Genomic DNA, 17,498 nt, shown 5'->3' with positions numbered 1-17,498 from the left:
TATGAGCGGACTGCCTCCCGTCCCGGTGCGTCGCGGCGAACTGCCGTCGGCGCCGCAAATCCTCGAACCGCTGTGGGTGCGCGGCGTGCTGATCGCCATCGCGCTGCTGTTCCTGACCGTGTTCCTGTTCGTGCCGCTGGTGGCCGTGTTCGCCGAAGCGTTCCGCAAGGGCTGGGAAGCCTATGTGGCGGCCATCGTCGAGGAAGACGCGATCTCGGCCATCAAGCTGACCTTGATCACCGCCGTCATCGCCGTGCCGCTGAACCTGGTGTTCGGCGTCGCCGCGTCGTGGTGTATCGCCAAGTTCGAGTTCTGGGGCAAAAGCTTTTTGCTGACCTTGATCGACCTGCCGTTCTCGGTGTCGCCGGTGATCTCCGGCCTGATCTACGTGCTGCTGTTCGGCGCGCAGGGCTGGTTCGGTCCCTGGCTGCAGGAGCACGACATCAAGATCCTGTTCGCCGTGCCCGGCATCGTGCTGGCGACCATTTTCGTCACGTTCCCGTTCGTCGCCCGCGAGCTGATTCCGCTGATGCAGGCGCAGGGCAGCGAAGAAGAAGAGGCCGCCATCGTGCTGGGCGCGTCCGGCTGGGATACGTTCCGCCGCGTGACCTTGCCGAACATTAAGTGGGGCCTGCTGTATGGCGTGATCCTGTGTAACGCCCGCGCGATGGGCGAGTTCGGCGCGGTGTCGGTGGTGTCCGGCCACATCCGCGGCGAGACCAACACCGTGCCGCTGCAGGTCGAGATTCTGTACAACGAGTACAACTTCGCCGCCGCCTTCGCCGTGGCGTCCCTGCTGGCCTTGCTGGCGCTGGTGACGCTGGCCCTGAAATCCTTTATCTCTTGGCGCTTGAACGAATCGATCGCCGATGACGCACGTTCCAAGGAGCACTGACATGACGATCGAAGTTAAAAACATCAACAAGCGTTTCGGCGATTTCGTCGCCCTCAACAATGTCTCGCTGGACTTTCCGGCGGGCGAGCTGACCGCGTTGCTGGGACCGTCGGGCTGCGGCAAGACGACCCTGCTGCGCATCATCGCCGGCCTCGAGCATCCCGACTCCGGCCAGGTGCTGCTCGACGCCAACGACGCCTCGCACCGCCACGTGCGCGAGCGCCAGGTCGGCTTCGTGTTCCAGCACTACGCGCTGTTCAAGCACATGACCGTGTTCGAAAACGTCGCCTTCGGCCTGCGCGTCAAACCGCGCGCCGAGCGGCCGTCGGAAGACCAGATCCGCCGCAAGGTCAAGGAATTGCTGGAGCTGGTGCAGCTGGACTGGCTGGCCGACCGTTATCCGCCGCAACTGTCCGGCGGCCAGCGCCAGCGGATCGCGCTGGCGCGCGCGCTGGCCGTCGAGCCGCGCGTGCTGCTGCTGGACGAGCCGTTCGGCGCGCTCGACGCCAAGGTGCGCAAGGAACTGCGCCGCTGGCTGCGCCGCCTGCACGACGATCTGCACGTGACGTCGATCTTCGTCACCCACGACCAGGAGGAGGCGCTGGAAGTGGCCGACCAGGTGGTGCTGATGAACAAGGGTAACGTCGAGCAGATCGGCGCGCCGGACCAGGTCTACAACCATCCGGCCTCGCCGTTCGTGTACGGCTTTTTGGGCAACGTCAACATGTTCCACGGCCGCGTGCAGGATGGCGTGCTGGCCAGTGGCGGCGCGACCTTCCAGGTGCCGGGCCAGCCCGACGCCGACGGCAAGGGCACGGCCTACGTGCGCCCGCACGACCTGGACATCGAGCGCTACACGCCGGGCGCCGAGGGCATCGTCGTCAAGCTGCGCCGCGCGCACGCGATCGGTCCGCTGGCGCAACTGGACCTGGAACGCGACGATACGTCCGAGCTGATCGAGGCGGTGATGTCGAATGAGCGTTTCAGCCATCTGCAACTGAAAGAGGGCGAGACTTTGGTGGTGCGTCCCAAGCGCCTGCATGTGTTTGTTGACGCTGGAGCTTCAATATGAATTTTCAACAACTGCGCTCGATCCGCGAAGCCGCCCGGCGCGGCTATAATTTGACCGAAGTGGCGAACGCCTTGTTCACCTCGCAGCCTGGCGTGAGCCGCCAGATCCGCGAGCTGGAAGACGAACTGGGCGTGGTCATTTTCGAACGTAACGGCAAGCGCCTGACCGGCATGACCGAGCCGGGCAAGGGCATCCTGAAAATCATCGACCGCCTGCTGATCGAGGCGGAGAATTTGCAGCAGGCCAGCCTCGAGTACACCGGCCAGCAAAGCGGCACGCTCAGCGTCGCCGCCACGCACACGCAGGCGCGCTACGCGCTGCCGAAGGTGGTGCAGAGTTTCCGCAGCGCGTATCCGGACGTGCGCATCGCCTTGCAGCAGAGCGCGCCGGAGCACATCGCCGAATGGATTTTGTCGGGCAAGACCGACATCGGCATCGCCACCGAGGGCTTGTCGCAGTTCCCGGACCTGGTGTCCTTCCCCTGCTACCGCTGGAGCCATTTGATCGTGGTGCCGGACGGCCATCCGTTGCTGGGCCGCTCGCCGATCAAGCTGGAGGACCTGGCCGAGTTCCCGTTGATCACCTACGACGTCGGCTTCACCGGACGCGGGCATATCGACGCGGCGTTTTCGCAGGCCGGCGTCAAGCCCGACATCGTGCTGACGGCGATGGATTCGGACGTCATCAAGCAGTACGTCGCGCTCGGGTTGGGCGTGGGCATCGTCGCCTCGATGGCGTTCGACCACGGCCGCGACAAGGGCATGCGCGCGGTCGAGGCGTCGCACCTGTTCGCGCCGAACACCACGCGGCTGGCGGTGCGCAAGGGCGCCTATCTGCGCTCGTACGCCTACCACTTCATCCAGCAATTCGCGCCGGATTTGACACGGGCGGAAATCGACGCCGCCTTGAACGGCGGGGATCTGTCGTGACGCGTTGCATGCGTGTCCACATGGCTACCGTAGCAATGTGGTAGCCATAGAACAGTCCGACAATTTTTATTTCTTGCACTCAAAAACCACCCTATACTAATTTTCAATTGCTGTTGCTGCATCCAGTTATTTAAACCTTCGGTTTTACTCTGGGAGTCAACATGGGAATCGGGAATTGGAAAATCGGCACCCGCCTGGGCGCCGGTCTCGGGGTGGCGATCATCTTCATGCTCGGCATCGCCATCGTCGGCATCGGCAACCTTGGCAAGCTCAACAACAATACCAAGGACCTGGCCACCGACAAGGTGCCCAAGGTCATACTGGCTTACGAAACAATAGGCGGTCTCAACGATATTGCGCGGGCGATGCGCAACGCCATGCTGTCCAGGGACCCGGCGGTGGTCAAGGCCGAGCTGGAGCGCGTCGACAAGCGCAAGATCGAAATCGGCGAGAAGCTCGACCAACTGCGCGTGCTGATTTCCGACGATGACGATCCGCGCAGCGCCGCCAGGTTGCAGGCCGTGCTCGATGCGCGCGAGAAGTATTTGGTGGTGCAAACCGAGTTCCTGAAGAGGTCGGCAGACGCCGACCAGCGCGACGCCGCCATCACTTATCTGCTGACCACGGTGCGCAAGGAGCAGACCGCCTATCTCAACGCGCTCACCGAGCTGGTCAAGTTCCAGAACGCGGCGGTGGAACAGGCCAGCACCGTCGCCGAGCAAGCCTATGCCAGCTCGCGCAATACGATGATCGTGCTGACGGTGCTGGCGGCCGGCATCGCTGCATGGGTGCTGACCATCATCTCGCGCAGCATCACGCTGCCGCTCAACCGCGCGGTCGGCATGGCGCAGGCGGTGGCCGGCGGCGACCTGACCACGCGCATGGAGTGCCATACCACCGACGAGACCGGCCAGTTGCTGCGCGCGCTGATCGACATGAACGACAGCCTGGCGCGCACGGTCGGCCAGGTGCGCTCGGGGACCGACACCATCGCCACCGCCTCCAACGAGATCGCCAGCGGCAACCTCGATTTGTCCAGCCGCACCGAGCAGCAAGCGTCCAGCCTGGAAGAGACCGCGTCGTCGATGGAGGAGTTGACGTCGACGGTGTCGCAGAACGCCGAGAACGCGCGCCAGGCCACCAAGCTGGTGGTGGCCGCATCGGACTACGCCACCAAGGGTGGCAAAGTGGTCGGGCAGGTGGTCGATACGATGGGCGCGATCAAGGAAAGCTCGGGCAAGATCGTCGACATCATCAGCGTGATCGACGGCATCGCCTTCCAGACCAATATCCTGGCGCTGAACGCGGCCGTCGAGGCGGCCCGCGCCGGCGAGCAGGGCCGCGGCTTCGCGGTGGTGGCGTCGGAGGTGCGCAACCTGGCGCAGCGCTCGGCCAGCGCCGCCAAGGAAATCAAGGAATTGATCGGGCGCTCGGTGGAGACGGTCGATGCCGGCTCGGCGCTGGTCGGCGAGGCGGGCGCGACGATGGCGGGCCTGGTGGAATCGGTCAAGCAGGTGGCCGAGATCATGCGCGCGATCAGCGCCGCCAGCAGCGAGCAGAGCACGGGGATCGAGCAGGTCAACCAGGCCATCATCTCGATCGACGACGTGACGCAGCAGAACGCCGCGCTGGTGGAGCAGGCCGCCGCCGCCGCGCAGAGCATGCGCGATCAGGCGGACTTGCTGGCCCAGGCCGTCAGCGTGTTCAAGCTGGCCGGCACGGCCGGATTCGGCGCGGCGCCGCGCCAGGCGCTGGCGCTGCGCTGAGGATCACCAGCTGTAGCCGGCCTTGGCGTAGTAATAGCGGCCGTTGAAGCCGTTCGGCGCCCAGCCGCTGTACAGGTTGATGCCGTTGAGGTTGAGGTTGGCCACCGACGTGATCGTGTCCGGATACTTGTCGGTCACGTTGTCCACGCCTACGCTCAGGCGCCAGTTCTTGCTCAGCTTGACGCTGGCCGACAGGTCCAGCACCCATTGCGGATCGTAGACCTGATCCTGCGTCGGATTGTTTTGCGGCACGGTGAAGCTGCCGTAGCGGGTGATCACGCCGCGTGCGTTCCAGGCGCCCAAGGTGTAGTCGGTCGCCAGGCTGAACTTGTCCTTGGGCGAGCCGACCGTCAGGCGGTTGATGGTCTGGCGGTCGATCAGGGTCAGCGTGTTGGCGGTCAGGATGGCCGGATTGGCGTTGACGTGCTGGACCGTGTTCTTGTTGTGATTGTACGCCAACGTGAAGTCGTAGCGGCCGGCGCCGGCCAGGTCCCAGCGATAGGTGCTGACGACGTCGACGCCGGTGGTGCGGGTGTCGATGGCGTTGGTGAAATAGCGGCCGGCGCCGACCAGGATGCCCTGGTTGGCCAGTGCGTTGCGCAGCGCCGGCGACAATGTCATGCTGGTCGACAGCGCGATGCGGTCGTCGATGTCGATGCGGTAGGCGTCAACCGACGCGCTCCAGTTGCGTGTAGGCTGCGCCTGCAGGCCGATGCTGTAGTTGCGGGCCTTCTCGGCCTTCAGCGGTTCGGCGCCCAGCGCGCTGGCGGCGGCGCTGCCGACGGCGAAGGTGCCGGTCTCGATCGGCGTGTTGACGTTGTTGACCACCGAGAAGTTGGTGGTCGTGATCGTGTAGAACTGCTGCGCCAGCGACGGCGCGCGGAAGCCGGACGAGGCCGTCGCGCGCAGCGACACCTGCGGATTGAACGCGTAGCGGGTCGAGCCTTTGACCGAGGTGGTGTTGCCGAAGTCGCTGTAGCGCTCGTGGCGCACCGCCGCCGACGCCGAGAACTGTTTGGTGATCTCGGCTTCGAAGTTGGCGTAGATTGACTTGTTGTGGCGGCTATTCTTGCCGGCGTTGACCGGACGGAAGCCGGAGAAACCCTGCGCGCCGCTGCGGTCGTAGGAGGCCGGATCGCCGGCGCCGATCTCATATTGTTCATGACGCGCCTCGACGCCCAGCGCCACCGTCAGCGGACCGCTGAAGGCGGCCACCGGGAACTCCTTGGCCACGTCGAAGTTGAACAAGCCCTGCGTGTTCTGCAGCATGCCGGCGTAGAAGTGCGTCGGGGTGCCGGCGCCCAGGTCGAAATTGGCGGTGTTGTCGAGGTTGAGGCGGAACCTGTTGCTGCCGTAGTTCAGGCTGGCGTCCCAGCGCCATCCCGACAGCTCGCCGCGCAGGCCGGTCACCAGCGACTGGTCGGTCGAGGTGCTGTTTTGCAGCGGCAGGAAGCCCTCGGGATACAGCGTGCTGCGCAACACCGGTGGCAAGGCTTGGTTGTTATTGGTAAAGGCGGTGCGCCAGGTGGCGGCGGCCGAGGTCTTGCGCTCGCCGAGGTTGGCGAAGGCGTACCAGTCGATATCGTCGGTCACGCGGTACTGGCTGTTGACGAAGATGCTACGCGGATGGCTTTCCGGATCGCCGTAGCGCTGGTTGACCTGGCCGTAGCGCGGTTCGCGCGAGTCGCGCACGTCGGCGCCGGCGCGGTTGGTCGGATCGCGCTCGGCGGCCTCGATGGCCACGCGTACCCAGCCCTGGTCGCCCAGGGCGAAGCCGGTCGAGCCGCGTACGGTGCGTTGCTTGCCGTCGCCTTCCTTGTACTCGCCGTAGCCGACTTCGACGTCGCCGCCGGCCGCGCCTTTTTTGAGGATGATGTTGATCACGCCGGCGATCGCGTCGGAGCCGTACTGGGCCGCCGCGCCGTCGCGCAGCACCTCGATGCGTTCGATCGCCGCCAGCGGGATCGCGTTCAGGTCGACCGGCGCCGAGCCGCGGCCCTGGGTGCCGTTGACGTTGACCACGGCCGAGGTGTAGCGGCGCTTGCCGTTGACCAGCACCAGCGTCTGGTCGGGCGACAGGCCGCGCAGCTGGGCCGGACGCACGGCGTCGCTGGTGTCGGCGCCGGACGGGCGCGGGAAGTTCATCGACGGCACCAGGCGGCCGAGCACGGTGGCCAGTTCGGTCGAACCGCTGGCCTGCAATTCGCGCGCGCTGATGATGTCGACGGGCGACTCGGAATCGATGGTGCGGCGGTTCTTGGCGTAGGTGCCGGTGACGACCACCGACTGCAGCTCGCCGTCGGCGGGCGCGTCCTGGGCGAAGGCGGGGATGACGATGGTGGCGATCAGCGTGCTCAGCAGAAGCGGTGTGGCGATGTGGCGTGAAGTCATGTGGCGGTCTCGTGTGCGAAGGTGGTGGCACAGCATAGCAGCCGTCCCATTGAACACCAACGAACGATTGCGTCTAACCATATACCCATCCGCCGGGGTCAAGTCTGACATTCGGACACGGCCCGATGTGTACATCCGCCGGGGTCAAGTCTGACATTCGGACACGGCCCGATGTGTAGGCGCGCTGCCACGGCGCCCTACAGTTCAGCTCGTGTCTGATTGACAGACTTGACCCCGGTTATTGTTCAGCTCGTGCCTGATTGACAGACTTGACCCCGGTTATTTTACTGGCCGGGGTTGGGCAGGGTGGCGTGGATGGCGTCGATCTGCGCGATGATGTCCGGCGTGAGCGTGACGTCGTGGGCGTCGATGTTTTCCTTGAGCTGCGCCAGGCTGGTGGCGCCGATGATGGTCGAGGCGACGCACCAGCGGCCGTAGCACCAGGCCAGCGCTAGTTGCGTCGGCGTCAGGCCGTTGTCGCGCGCGAGCTCGGTGTATTGCGCGACCGCCGCCAGCACCGTCGGCCGCAGGTAGCGCGGACTCCACGTCGGCGGGAAGATCGTCAGCCGGCCGCGCGCGTTCGGGTCGTCGTGGTATTTGCCCGTCAACTGGCCGAAGGCCAACGGGCTGTACGCCAGCAGGCCGACGTTCTCGCGGAAGCAGGTCTCGTCGAGCAAACTGGTTTCGTAATGGCGCGCCGTGAGGTTGTACAGGTTCTGGATGCTGGCGATGCGCGGCAAGCCCTTGATTTCCGATTGCTTGATGAACTCGCTCACGCCCCAGCACGATTCGTTGGAGACGCCGATCGCGCCGATCTTGCCTTCCTTGATCAGCTCCCCCAGCGCGGCCAGGGTTTCCTCGACCGCCACGCACTCGCGCTCGAGCTGCGGATTGAAGACGCTGGCGCCGAAGATCGGCACGTTGCGGCTGGGCCAGTGCAACTGGTATAAATCGATGTGGTCGGTTTGCAGCCGTTGCAGGCTGGTGTCGACCGCCGCGCGCAGGTTGGCGGCGTCGAAGTTCTGCTTGCCGCCGCGCACCCAGCCGATGTTCGGATTCGGGCCGGCGGCCTTGGTCGCCAGCACCACCTTGTCGCGCAGGCCCGACTTTTTCAGCCAGCTGCCGATGAAGCGCTCGGTCGCGCCCTGCGTCTCCGCGCGCGGCATGACCGGGTACATCTCGGCGGTGTCGATGAAGTTGATGCCGCGCTCGAGCGCGTAGTCGAGCTGGCTGTGCGCGTCCGCCTCGGTGTTCTGCTCGCCGAACGTCATCGTCCCCAGGCAGATCTTTGTGACCTCCAGCGCGCTGGAACCAAGTTGTACCTTCTGCATGCCCGCTCCTTAATGTCCGCGCACGGCCCGCGCGCAATCGTTGACCAGTGCCGGGCCCGCATAGATCAGGCCGCTGTACAACTGCACCAGTTGCGCGCCGCAGTCCATTTTGACCTTGGCGTCCGCACCGCGCATGATACCGCCAACGCCGATAATCGGCAGGGCGTCGCCCAGTTCGGCCTTGAGCAGGCGGATCACGGTGTTCGACAGCTCGAACACCGGCGCGCCCGACAGCCCGCCCGCTTCGGCGCCGTGGCGCATGCCGGCCACGGCGTCGCGGCTCAAGGTGGTGTTGGTGGCGATGACGCCGTCGATCTTGTGGCGCAGCAGCGCGTCGGCGATGTTCTTGACCTGGTCGCCGTCCATGTCCGGCGCGATTTTCAGCGCCAGCGGCACGTAGCGCTTGTGCTGGTCGGCCAGCCGCGCCTGCGCGTCCTTCAGTTGCGCCAGCAGGCCGTCGAGCTCGGAGCCGCCCTGCAGCTGGCGCAGGTTCTTGGTGTTGGGCGAGGAGATGTTGACCGTCACGTAGCTGGCGTACGGATAGACTTTTTCCAGGCAGTGCAGGTAGTCGTCGGCCGCGCGCTCGATCGGCGTGTCGGCGTTCTTGCCGATGTTCAAGCCCAGCACGCCGGCCTTGTCCTGGTAGAAGCGCGACGCCTGCACGTTGGCGACGAAGGCGTCGACGCCGCCGTTGTTAAAGCCCATGCGGTTGATGATGGCGTGCGCGGCCGGCAGGCGGAACATGCGCGGCTTGGGGTTGCCGGCCTGGCCGCGCGGCGTGACGGTACCCACCTCGATCGAGCCGAAGCCCAGGTCCGCCAGCGCGTCGATGAAGGCGCCGTCCTTGTCCAGCCCGGCGGCGAGGCCGACCGGGTTCTTGAACGTGACACCCATCACGGTGCGCGGGTCGGCCGCCGGTTGCTTGACCAGCTTGGTCAAGCCCAGCGCGGCGGCGCGTTTGAGCGCGGGAAGGGTGAAGTGGTGCGCGGCTTCGGCGTCCATCGAGAACAGCATCGGACGGGCCAGGGAATACAGGAATTTTTCGGACATGGGGGGGCTCTGGTTGTTGGCCCCGGTATTTTATCAGGCCTCCAGCACGCTCCATACGCCCTTGATGCGCGCCTCCAGCGGCTTGAAGTTGGTTTTATAGGACATTTTCGGGCTTTCCCTGATCCAGTAGCCCAGGTAGATGTAGGGCAGGCTCAGCTCGCGCGCCTGGGCGATCTGCCACAGCACGTTGAAGGTGCCGTAGGAGGCGCCCTCGACATCCGGGTCGAAGAAGGTGTACACCGACGACAGGCCGTCCGACAGCACGTCGATGATGCTGACCATGCGCAAGGTGCCGCCGGGCTCGCGGAACTCCACCAGCCGCGTGTTGACCCGGCTTTGCAGCAGGAATTGCGCGTACTGGTCGCGGCTGTCCTGATCCATGCCGCCGCCGGCGTGGCGCTTGCTCTGGTAGCGCAGATACAGTTCGTAGTGCTCGTCGGAGAATTGCAGGGTGGCGACACCGGCGCGCAGGTCGCCATGCCGGGCCCAGGCGCGGCGCTGGCCGCGGTTCGGGACGAACTGTTCGGTCACCACGCGCACCGGGATGCAGGCCTGGCAACCGTCGCAATATGGTCGATATGTAAAGATGCCGCTGCGCCGGAAGCCGTTTTTGACCAGTTCCGAGTAGACGTCGGCGTTGATCAGGTGGGAAGGCGTAGCCACCTGCGAGCGCGCCTGGCGCGCGTCCAGATAGCTGCAAGGGTAGGGCGCCGTGGTGTAAAACTGCAGCGTCGCGAAAGGCAGATCGTTCAGGTGCGTCATGCACGTCCTATCGATGGCGAGGTTCGATTCCTTATGATAGCGCGTAGTTGTGTATGGCGCTTGTCACCTTTAGCTTAACTGCCCGCAGCCAGCGGTGCAATGGGTTCCCACACGGTGATTTGCGGCAATTCAATATTGTTGCGCAGATGCGCCAGGAACTGCGCGCGCGCAATCGGCGCCGCGCCCAGCGAGGCCAGGTGCCCGGTCTCCTGTTGGCAATCGATCATCTTGACGCCATGGCGGCGCAGGAAGCCGACCAGGTAGGCCAGCGCGATCTTGGAGCCGTCGGTCACGCGCGCGAACATCGACTCGCCGTAGAACATGCGGCCGATCGAGACGCCGTAGGCGCCGCCGACCAGCTCGCCGTCCAGCCATACCTCGGCCGAATGCGCGTAGCCGAGCCGGTGCAGGCCGGTGTAGCCGTCGATGATGTCTTCCGAGATCCACGTGCCGGGGCCGTCCCGGCGCGGCGCGGCGCAGGCGCGCATGACGTCCTCGAAGGCGCTGTCGAAGCGCACCTGCCAGCGGCCGCCGGCGGCCATTTCGCGTTCGACCTTGCGCAGCGTTTTCTTCAGGCTGTCGGAGATGCGGAAACGGTCGGTCATCAACACCATGCGCGGGTCGGTGCTCCACCACAGGATGGGCTGGCCCTCCGAGAACCACGGGAAGATGCCGTGCCGGTAGGCCATCAGCAGGCGTTGCGGCGACAGGTCGGCGCCCGCTGCCAGCAAGCCGGGCGCCTCGGACGTCAGCGCTTGCGAGACGTCCGGGAACGGCGTGTCGCGTTCGAGCCAGGGGATCACGTCGGTTCCGCGTCCGAGCGCATCGCGCGCGTGATGTCCTGGGCGTGGAAGCGGTAGCCGGTGCTTTGGTCTTCCCGCATGCGCGCGCGGTCGGCGAAGAACAGTTCCAGCGTGGTGCGGATGGTGGGGAAGGCCAGGTCGTCCCACGGGATCTCGGCCTCGCTGAACATCTGCACGTCCAGGCTTTCCTCGCCGGGCGCGAAGTCGAGGTCGAGCAGGGTGGCCAGGTAGAACATATGGACCTGGTGCACGCGCGCGACGTTCAACAGTGAAAACAGTTTACCCAGTTCGATGTTGGCGCCGGCTTCCTCCTGCGTCTCGCGCATCGCCGCCTCGGCCGTCGTTTCATCGTTTTCCATGAAGCCGGCCGGCAGCGTCCAGTAGCCGTGGCGCGGTTCGATCGCGCGCTTGCACAGCAGGATTTTCAACTCGCCATCGCGTTCCCACACAGGAATCGTGCCCAGCACCATTTTCGGGTTCTGGTAATGGATGGTGGCGCAGCTTTCGCAAACGTAGCGGGGACGGTTGTCGCCGGCTGGGATCAGCAGGCTGACGGGGGAGGCGCATTCGGAACAGAATTTCATAGGGGAAGGTGCTCAGCGGAGGATATTTTTGTTCATGTTGGTTACTTTACACCGATTGCGGCGCGCACGGCATTGGCTACGGTAGCGGGGGAATGCATTTATTTGGACTATCGCGCGCGATTTCAGGATTAACATTGCCTAAATTGCTGAACTGCCCTATAATGATTGCACAGACGCGGGGTGGAGCAGTCTGGCAGCTCGTCGGGCTCATAACCCGAAGGTCACAGGTTCAAATCCTGTCCCCGCAACCAAATTCGAAAGCCGTTGATTCCTTTACAGGAATCAGCGGCTTTTTCTTTTGTGCGGCGGCTTCATGGCAAGTAGTCGCTATCGAGCAATTGTTCCTCACTTTGCGCCCGCTCAAACGGGCGGGCAAGTCAGGCCGGTGGCAACGTGGCGCGGGATGCGCGGATGAAATCGAGCATCGCGGGCGTGACCCATGTCCCGACGAGTAATCGCGGTTCGCGCGTGTGGGCGTGGCGTATCTTTTCCAAGGTCGCCGGGTTGTCGCCGATGCGGGCGCTGAACAAGGTCGTCCATTCGCGGGCCAACGCTTGCGATGCCGGATCGGCGGGATCGGCGCCGGCTTCGAGCTGCCGATGGACCGCCGCGATCAGCGCCATCCACTCCGCGCCGTGCTGGCTGGCCCCGACGCGCATGCGGCGTAATTCGTCGTCGTCGAGATAGTCGGCGTACAGCGCCAGTTTGTGTTCGCCGAACGCTTCGATCACGTACTGCTTCAGTTGCGGCGTGATCCCGGTGTGCAGTTGCGCGGCCGGTTCAATCTCCATCATCACCGTGATGCGGCGCGCGAAGTCGGGATTGGCGGCGGTGTCGCGCTCGAGCATTTGCATCCAGCGCTCGGCCAGTTGGCGCGGCCCGGCGTCGAACGGCGGCACGCCTTTTTCCATCACGTCCCGTATCTGCGCCACGAGCGCGGCCCAGCCGCTGTTGCGGCGCGCGTCCTGCTGCCAGAAGGGCAGGCGGTGCAATTCGTCCTTGGTGAAGTATTTGTCGTAGAGGTTCATCATCTCCAGCGTGGACAGCCAGTCGGCCAGCTCCGGCTCGCCGCCGCCGGCCATTTGCCGGTGCAGGTGCGACAGCTGTTCGCGTAGCGCGCTCGCTTGCGCGATTTGCTGGTCGAGGGTGGCGATCTGCTGGGCGACGATGTCGGCGAACGGCGCGTCGGGACTGGCGAGGAAGGTGCCGATGTCCGCCAGCGACATGCCGAAGCGGCGCAGCGCCTGGATCTGGTGCAGGCGGGCGACGTCGGCCCGGTTGTAGAGGCGGTAGCCGGAATCGGTGTGCGCCGATGGCGTCAGCAGGCCGATGCTGTCGTAGTGGTGCAGCGCGCGCACCGTCAGGCCGGAGCGGGCGGCCAGTTCGCCGATTTTGAGCACGGCGTGATTGCGATGTTCGTTCATGCGCGATAGTGTACGCCGGCCTGGCGGTTCAGGCCACCGCGTCCTTCGGCAGCTTGAGCAGCAAGGCCAGTAGCGAGGCCAGTTCGGCGCGCATGTCGCGGCGGTCGACGATCATGTCGATGGCGCCGCGGTCGAGCAGGAATTCCGACCGCTGGTAGCCCTCGGGCAGCGTCACCCCCAAGGTGCTTTTGATGACGCGCGCGCCGGTGAACGCGATCAGCGCCTTCGGTTCGGCGATCACCAGGTCGCCGAGGAAGCAGAACGAGGCCGATATGCCGCCCGATGTGGGATCGGTCAGTATCGAGACGAACGGCAGTTTTTTCTCCGCCAGCTTTGCCAGCATGGCGGTGGTTTTCGCCATCTGCATCAGCGACAGCAGGCCTTCCTGCATCCGCGCGCCGCCGCTGGCGGTGATGCAGATGAACGGCACGTGCTGGTCGATGGCGGCCCGCACGCCGCGCACGAACCGCTCGCCGACCACCGATCCCATCGACCCGCCCATGAAGTCGAATTCGAAGCAGGCCACCACCACCGGCACCGACAGGATGGCGCCGCCGATGACGATGATCGCGTCGGTCTCGCCGGTCGCTTCCATCGCCGCTTGCAGGCGTGCCGGATAGCTTTTGCTGCCTTTGAATTTGAGCGGATCGACGGACAGCACTTCCTGACCGATCTCGTGGCGGCCGCCGGTATCGAGCAGGGCGTCGAGACGGGCGCGCGCGCGGATGCGCAGGTGGTGGCCGCATTTGGGGCAGACGTGCAGGTTGGCTTCGAGATCGGCGCGGTACAGTACCGCTTCGCACGCCGGACACTTGATCCACAGGCCGGCCGGTATCGATTGGCGCGGTTCGGCGCCGTTGCGGTTGAAGCGGGGCGGCAGCAGTTTTTCGATCCAGCTCATGGCATCCTTGGTAGTGGTCGGAGATGCCGGAATCGTAAAGCCTGACGTTACGTCAGGATCAAGCGGAATCTTTGTCGTCGTCGCCGCGCGGGTGCAGGCTGGCCCACAGGTGTGCGGCGGCCATCGTGCGGTGCGGCGCGTAGCGGGCCAGGATTTGTTCGGTGCGCGGCATGTCGGGTTTGACCTCTTCACCCAATAGCTGTTGCAGCGCCGCGCGGATGGCGACGTCGCCGTGCAGCGAGCAGTCGGCGTAACCGTAGCCGCGCAGCAGGCCATAATTGACCGTCCACGGGCCGATGCCTTTGACCGCCAGCAGCGCCGCCGAGATCTGCTCGATGCTGTTGGTCGGCGTGGCGTCCAGTTGCAGTTCGCCGCTGGCGACCAGGTTCGCCAGGCGCAGCAAGGTCTCCGCCTTGGCGCGCGAGAATTTGCGGCCGGTCAGATCCTCGATGCCCAGTTTGACCGCGTCGGCGGCCTCCGGGTAGCACCACAAGCCGCTGCTGTGCCGGCGGCCCGCCTGCAGGATGAAGGTGCGGCGCAGTGAGATCGCGAACGACAGGTTGATTTGCTGGCCGATGATGGCCCAGGTCAGCGCTTCGAACACGGTGGCCGACTGCACGATGCGCAGTCCCGGCTGCGCCAAGGTCAAAGGGCCGAACATGTCGTCCTTGGCGGCGAAGGCGCGGAACGGTTCGGGATCGATGCGCAGACCGAGGATGCTGAGCGCCGCCTCGCGCACGCGCTGCTGCGTGGCTTTGGACAGCTTTCCGTCGGCGTGCACCGCGCAGCTGGCGCTGGCTGGCGCAAGCCCGATGTCGAGCACCACCGGCACGCCGTCAAGCACCACGCCTTTGCGCAGGCGCTTTGCGCCGACTTCCTCGGCCACGCTTTCGGTGTCGCGGCCGTGGAAGGCCAGTACGTCGCGCAGGCGGTAGTTGGCCGGCAGGTCGAGCGTGAAGCTTTTCATACGGTTTTGGCTTTGCGCAGCGGGCCGAAGTGGGGGCGGAAGCCGGTGACCAGCGCGGTGCCGGCGATGACGATGGCGGCGCCGACGATGGTGTACCAGCCGACCGTCTCGCCGAGGAACAGCGTGCCCCACAAGATGCCGAACAGGGGGCTGAGGAAGGTCACCGTCAGCGCCGACGACGGCCCGACATCCCGGATCAGGCGGAAGTAGATCAGGTAGGCGATGCCGCTGCACAGCACCCCCAGCGCGATCACGGCGCCCATGATGCCGATGCTCGGCTCGCCCGGCGCCGGGAAGAACGGCACCACCGGCAGCACCAGCAGCGTGGAGGCCCACATGGAGCCGTGCGCGTTGGACAGCGGCTCGACGTCCTTGACGGATTTGGCGTAGTTGCTGGCGATGCCGTAGTTGAAGGAGGCGAACAGCACGGCGGCGATCGCGAGTCCGGCGCCGGGTTTGGCGCTGACATGGTCGAAGCCGACCAGCAGCGCGACGCCGCAGGCGCCCAGCACAAGGCCGAGCATGACTTTACCGCCGACCATCTGGCGGGTGAGAACGGCGGCGATCAGCGTGCCCCACAGCGGCGTGGTGGCGTTCAGCACGGCCAGCAGGGAGGCCGACAGCGTGCGCGCGGCGAAGGCGAACATCAGGAACGGCAGCGCGGAGTTGAACAGGCCGAGGATGAAGTAGTGCTTCCAGTGTTTGCGCAGGTTGAGCGGCTGTTTGAGCACCACCGCGATCACCGCCAGGAAGAGGGAAGCGAACAGCACGCGGTATTCGATCAGGACGGCGGCGCCCAGCACCGGCGCGGCGATCCGCATGAACAGGAAGGAGCCGCCCCAGATGGCGGCCAGGAAGATCAGGCGGAGGAGGTTGGCGGTGCTCATGCGGGTTCCAGTTGCGGTTGGCGCGATTGCGTAATTGCGTGACCGCGCTATTGTCCCGTGCCGGCGCCCATCGCACCAGCCGATTGTTGCTTTCGAATTGTCTGCGCCTGCGCTTTTATACCGCGCCGCTGTCGACGGCGCAGACGGTGTCGCCCGGCGCCGCCGGCGAGGCGGCGTGCGGGATCAGCATCGCCGTCGGCACGCCGTTTTTGATCGCCGTCAGCTCCGCCAGAATCGATATCGCGATCTCCGACGGCGTTTTGCTGCCGATGTACAGGCCGATCGGCCCGTGCAGGCGCGCCAGCTGTTCCGGCGTCAGGTCGAACTCCAGCAGCCGCTCGCGGCGCTTGCTGTTGTTCAGCCGCGAGCCGATCGCGCCGACGTAGAACGCGTCCGACTTCAACGCCTCCATCAGCGCCAGGTCGTCGAGCTTGGGGTCGTGCGTCAGCGCCACCACGGCGCTGCGGTGGTCGAGCTTCATCGACAGCACGATATCGTCCGGCATGTCGTGCACCAGCTGCACGCCGTCGACCTGCCAGCCGGCGCGGTATTCCTCGCGCGGGTCGCAGACGATGACGTGGTAGTCCATCGCGGTGGCGATTTGCGCCAGAAAGCGCGACAACTGGCCGGCGCCGATGATCAGCAGGCGCCAGCGCGGTCCGTGCAGGGTGACCATGGCGCGCTCGCTGACCTGCATCTGCGCGCCCGGCGCGGCCTGCGACAGCTCGACGTCGCCGGTGTGCAGATCGAGCCGGCGCTGCACCAGTTCGTGCCGCTCCAGCCGGTCCAGCAGTTCGGCGACGCGGCTGCGTTCCGACAGCGGTTCGATCGACAGTTCGATGGTGCCGCCGCAGGGCAGGCCGAAACGGTGCGCCTCGTCGGCGGTGATGCCGTAGCTGACGATCTCGGGCAAGCTGCGGCTGATGCCTTCGTCGCGCACGCGGGCGATCAGGTCATCCTCGATGCAGCCGCCCGAGACGGAGCCGATCACCGTGCCATCTTCGCAGATGGCCAGGGTGGCGCCGACCGGACGGGGGCTCGAGCCCCAGGTCTTGATGACGGTGATAAGTTCGCAGCGGCGCCCGGAGGCGATCCACGCGGCGCTGGTTTTGAGTACTTCGAGGTCGATGCTGTCCATGGATGGAATATACTACGCCTCTACAAAGCTTGCAGGAACTGCCATGAACGACCACAAGGAAGACGACGGCTCACCAAAATTCGGCCGCCTGCTGATCGTGCTGATTATCGCCGTGGTGTTCTGCGGCGGCCTGACCTGGCTGATGGGGACCGTGTTCCCCGATTTCCCGAACATCCGTTAAGGCTTGCGCGAAGTCAGCGCTTGCACACCTTCGCCAGCGCTTTTTCGAACGGACTGCCCGGCGCCACCTCCTCGGGGCTGAATTTTTCGTAGATATAGTTCTCGACCGGTTCGCCCCTGCCCATCGTTTCGGGATAGAACACCTGCGACAGCATCACCGCCGTGCGGTCCTCGCAGGAATACAGGTGCTGCGCCTTGACCGAGCGGTAAGGCTTGCCCTCGGGCGTCTGCTGCGCCTTGGTATAGGACTGCAGCGACCACACCTTGCGGGTCTTGTCTTTTTTGACGACCTTGGTGCTGTCGATGTAGAAGACGTTGCCCGGGCTCGAACTGACTTTGCGCCATTGCGCCGCTTGGGCGGCGCCCGAGACGGCCAGCGACATCAGCACCACCGCCATCAACGCCGGTGTTCTCATGT

General features: G+C 65.3%; 17 protein-coding genes and 1 tRNA gene. 6 read left to right on the top strand and 12 right to left on the bottom strand.

Features of this window, described 5'->3' with window-relative positions:
- The first annotated feature begins 1 nt into the window (after position 1).
- From cysW to BMX85_RS19850, 4 genes are all read left to right on the top strand, one after another.
- Positions 2 to 895 carry a sulfate ABC transporter permease subunit CysW gene (cysW, locus tag BMX85_RS19865; protein WP_090322679.1) on the top strand — a complete coding sequence of 298 codons (894 nt, stop codon included), beginning with the start codon at positions 2 to 4 and terminating at the stop codon, positions 893 to 895.
- A 1-nt stretch (position 896) separates the two neighbouring features.
- On the top strand, positions 897 to 1,967 hold the full coding sequence (locus BMX85_RS19860; RefSeq protein WP_090322674.1) for a sulfate/molybdate ABC transporter ATP-binding protein: 1,071 nt from the start codon (positions 897 to 899) through the stop codon (positions 1,965 to 1,967).
- On the top strand, positions 1,964 to 2,896 hold the full coding sequence (locus tag BMX85_RS19855) for a CysB family HTH-type transcriptional regulator (RefSeq protein WP_090322671.1): 933 nt from the start codon (positions 1,964 to 1,966) through the stop codon (positions 2,894 to 2,896). The genes BMX85_RS19860 and BMX85_RS19855 overlap by 4 nt, the downstream gene beginning before the upstream one ends.
- Before the next feature lie 161 nt (positions 2,897 to 3,057).
- Positions 3,058 to 4,662: a methyl-accepting chemotaxis protein gene (locus tag BMX85_RS19850; RefSeq protein WP_090322668.1), complete on the top strand. Its 1,605-nt coding sequence runs from the start codon at positions 3,058 to 3,060 to the stop codon at positions 4,660 to 4,662.
- Positions 4,663 to 4,665: 3 nt separating this feature from the next.
- Here BMX85_RS19850 and BMX85_RS19845 read toward each other — a convergent pair whose 3' ends face one another.
- The 6 genes from BMX85_RS19845 to BMX85_RS19820 all read right to left on the bottom strand — a co-directional run bounded on the left by BMX85_RS19845 (position 4,666) and on the right by BMX85_RS19820 (position 11,583).
- Positions 4,666 to 7,053, bottom strand: a complete 2,388-nt coding sequence (locus BMX85_RS19845; RefSeq protein ID WP_090322664.1) for a TonB-dependent receptor plug domain-containing protein — start codon at positions 7,051 to 7,053, stop codon at positions 4,666 to 4,668.
- Between the two features lie 284 nt (positions 7,054 to 7,337).
- On the bottom strand, positions 7,338 to 8,384 hold the full coding sequence (locus BMX85_RS19840; RefSeq protein ID WP_090322661.1) for an aldo/keto reductase: 1,047 nt from the start codon (positions 8,382 to 8,384) through the stop codon (positions 7,338 to 7,340).
- A 9-nt stretch (positions 8,385 to 8,393) separates the two neighbouring features.
- Positions 8,394 to 9,434: a quinone-dependent dihydroorotate dehydrogenase gene (locus tag BMX85_RS19835; protein ID WP_090322657.1), complete on the bottom strand. Its 1,041-nt coding sequence runs from the start codon at positions 9,432 to 9,434 to the stop codon at positions 8,394 to 8,396.
- Positions 9,435 to 9,467: 33 nt separating this feature from the next.
- Positions 9,468 to 10,196, bottom strand: coding sequence for an arginyltransferase (locus BMX85_RS19830; protein ID WP_090322652.1), 729 nt, complete (start codon positions 10,194 to 10,196; stop codon positions 9,468 to 9,470).
- 74 nt (positions 10,197 to 10,270) lie between these two features.
- The gene (gene aat, locus BMX85_RS19825; RefSeq protein WP_090322647.1) at positions 10,271 to 10,999 is read right to left on the bottom strand and encodes a leucyl/phenylalanyl-tRNA--protein transferase; all 729 of its coding nucleotides are present in this window, start codon (positions 10,997 to 10,999) and stop codon (positions 10,271 to 10,273) included.
- Positions 10,996 to 11,583, bottom strand: coding sequence for an NUDIX hydrolase (locus BMX85_RS19820; protein WP_090322642.1), 588 nt, complete (start codon positions 11,581 to 11,583; stop codon positions 10,996 to 10,998). The genes aat and BMX85_RS19820 overlap by 4 nt, the downstream gene beginning before the upstream one ends.
- Before the next feature lie 174 nt (positions 11,584 to 11,757).
- On the opposite strand from BMX85_RS19820, the gene BMX85_RS19815 reads away from it, so the two are divergent.
- Positions 11,758 to 11,834: transfer RNA gene (locus BMX85_RS19815), tRNA-Met, on the top strand.
- Positions 11,835 to 11,960: 126 nt separating this feature from the next.
- Here BMX85_RS19815 and BMX85_RS19810 read toward each other — a convergent pair.
- The 5 genes from BMX85_RS19810 to BMX85_RS19790 form a co-directional block, all read right to left on the bottom strand.
- Positions 11,961 to 13,007 carry a MerR family transcriptional regulator gene (locus BMX85_RS19810; protein WP_090322638.1) on the bottom strand — a complete coding sequence of 349 codons (1,047 nt, stop codon included), beginning with the start codon at positions 13,005 to 13,007 and terminating at the stop codon, positions 11,961 to 11,963.
- Positions 13,008 to 13,035: 28 nt separating this feature from the next.
- Positions 13,036 to 13,908 carry an acetyl-CoA carboxylase, carboxyltransferase subunit beta gene (gene accD / locus BMX85_RS19805; protein ID WP_090322634.1) on the bottom strand — a complete coding sequence of 291 codons (873 nt, stop codon included), beginning with the start codon at positions 13,906 to 13,908 and terminating at the stop codon, positions 13,036 to 13,038.
- A 58-nt stretch (positions 13,909 to 13,966) separates the two neighbouring features.
- Positions 13,967 to 14,875 carry a DNA-3-methyladenine glycosylase family protein gene (locus tag BMX85_RS19800; RefSeq protein ID WP_090322631.1) on the bottom strand — a complete coding sequence of 303 codons (909 nt, stop codon included), beginning with the start codon at positions 14,873 to 14,875 and terminating at the stop codon, positions 13,967 to 13,969.
- Positions 14,872 to 15,762: a DMT family transporter gene (locus BMX85_RS19795; RefSeq protein ID WP_090322627.1), complete on the bottom strand. Its 891-nt coding sequence runs from the start codon at positions 15,760 to 15,762 to the stop codon at positions 14,872 to 14,874. The genes BMX85_RS19800 and BMX85_RS19795 overlap by 4 nt, the downstream gene beginning before the upstream one ends.
- Before the next feature lie 115 nt (positions 15,763 to 15,877).
- On the bottom strand, positions 15,878 to 16,900 hold the full coding sequence (locus BMX85_RS19790; protein ID WP_090322624.1) for an XdhC family protein: 1,023 nt from the start codon (positions 16,898 to 16,900) through the stop codon (positions 15,878 to 15,880).
- A gap of 43 nt (positions 16,901 to 16,943) precedes the next feature.
- Here BMX85_RS19790 and BMX85_RS30555 point away from each other — a divergent pair, with 43 nt between their 5' ends.
- Positions 16,944 to 17,081, top strand: a complete 138-nt coding sequence (locus BMX85_RS30555) for a hypothetical protein (RefSeq protein ID WP_177196831.1) — start codon at positions 16,944 to 16,946, stop codon at positions 17,079 to 17,081.
- Between the two features lie 13 nt (positions 17,082 to 17,094).
- Here BMX85_RS30555 and BMX85_RS19785 read toward each other — a convergent pair whose 3' ends face one another.
- Positions 17,095 to 17,496, bottom strand: coding sequence for a surface-adhesin E family protein (locus BMX85_RS19785; RefSeq protein WP_090323791.1), 402 nt, complete (start codon positions 17,494 to 17,496; stop codon positions 17,095 to 17,097).
- Positions 17,497 to 17,498: the final 2 nt, after the last annotated feature.

The sequence above is a fragment of the Duganella sp. CF517 genome (genome assembly GCF_900110275.1).
GTDB lineage: Bacteria > Pseudomonadota > Gammaproteobacteria > Burkholderiales > Burkholderiaceae_D > Rugamonas.
This window is presented reverse-complemented; position numbering and strand designations above follow the sequence as displayed.

Bases quoted from the DNA above. Each gene is read 5' to 3' on its own strand.
- BMX85_RS19840 (WP_090322661.1), bottom strand. From the start codon at position 8,384: ATGCAGAAGGTACAACTTGGTTCCAGCGCGCTGGAGGTCACAAAGATC.
- BMX85_RS19835 (WP_090322657.1), bottom strand. From the start codon at position 9,434: ATGTCCGAAAAATTCCTGTATTCCCTGGCCCGTCCGATGCTGTTCTCG.
- BMX85_RS19845 (WP_090322664.1), bottom strand. From the start codon at position 7,053: ATGACTTCACGCCACATCGCCACACCGCTTCTGCTGAGCACGCTGATC.
- accD (WP_090322634.1), bottom strand. From the start codon at position 13,908: ATGAGCTGGATCGAAAAACTGCTGCCGCCCCGCTTCAACCGCAACGGC.
- BMX85_RS19860 (WP_090322674.1), top strand. From the start codon at position 897: ATGACGATCGAAGTTAAAAACATCAACAAGCGTTTCGGCGATTTCGTC.
- BMX85_RS19800 (WP_090322631.1), bottom strand. From the start codon at position 14,875: ATGAAAAGCTTCACGCTCGACCTGCCGGCCAACTACCGCCTGCGCGAC.
- BMX85_RS19795 (WP_090322627.1), bottom strand. From the start codon at position 15,762: ATGAGCACCGCCAACCTCCTCCGCCTGATCTTCCTGGCCGCCATCTGG.
- BMX85_RS19785 (WP_090323791.1), bottom strand. From the start codon at position 17,496: ATGAGAACACCGGCGTTGATGGCGGTGGTGCTGATGTCGCTGGCCGTC.
- BMX85_RS30555 (WP_177196831.1), top strand. From the start codon at position 16,944: ATGAACGACCACAAGGAAGACGACGGCTCACCAAAATTCGGCCGCCTG.
- BMX85_RS19810 (WP_090322638.1), bottom strand. From the start codon at position 13,007: ATGAACGAACATCGCAATCACGCCGTGCTCAAAATCGGCGAACTGGCC.
- BMX85_RS19855 (WP_090322671.1), top strand. From the start codon at position 1,964: ATGAATTTTCAACAACTGCGCTCGATCCGCGAAGCCGCCCGGCGCGGC.
- BMX85_RS19790 (WP_090322624.1), bottom strand. From the start codon at position 16,900: ATGGACAGCATCGACCTCGAAGTACTCAAAACCAGCGCCGCGTGGATC.
- BMX85_RS19850 (WP_090322668.1), top strand. From the start codon at position 3,058: ATGGGAATCGGGAATTGGAAAATCGGCACCCGCCTGGGCGCCGGTCTC.
- cysW (WP_090322679.1), top strand. From the start codon at position 2: ATGAGCGGACTGCCTCCCGTCCCGGTGCGTCGCGGCGAACTGCCGTCG.
- BMX85_RS19830 (WP_090322652.1), bottom strand. From the start codon at position 10,196: ATGACGCACCTGAACGATCTGCCTTTCGCGACGCTGCAGTTTTACACC.
- BMX85_RS19820 (WP_090322642.1), bottom strand. From the start codon at position 11,583: ATGAAATTCTGTTCCGAATGCGCCTCCCCCGTCAGCCTGCTGATCCCA.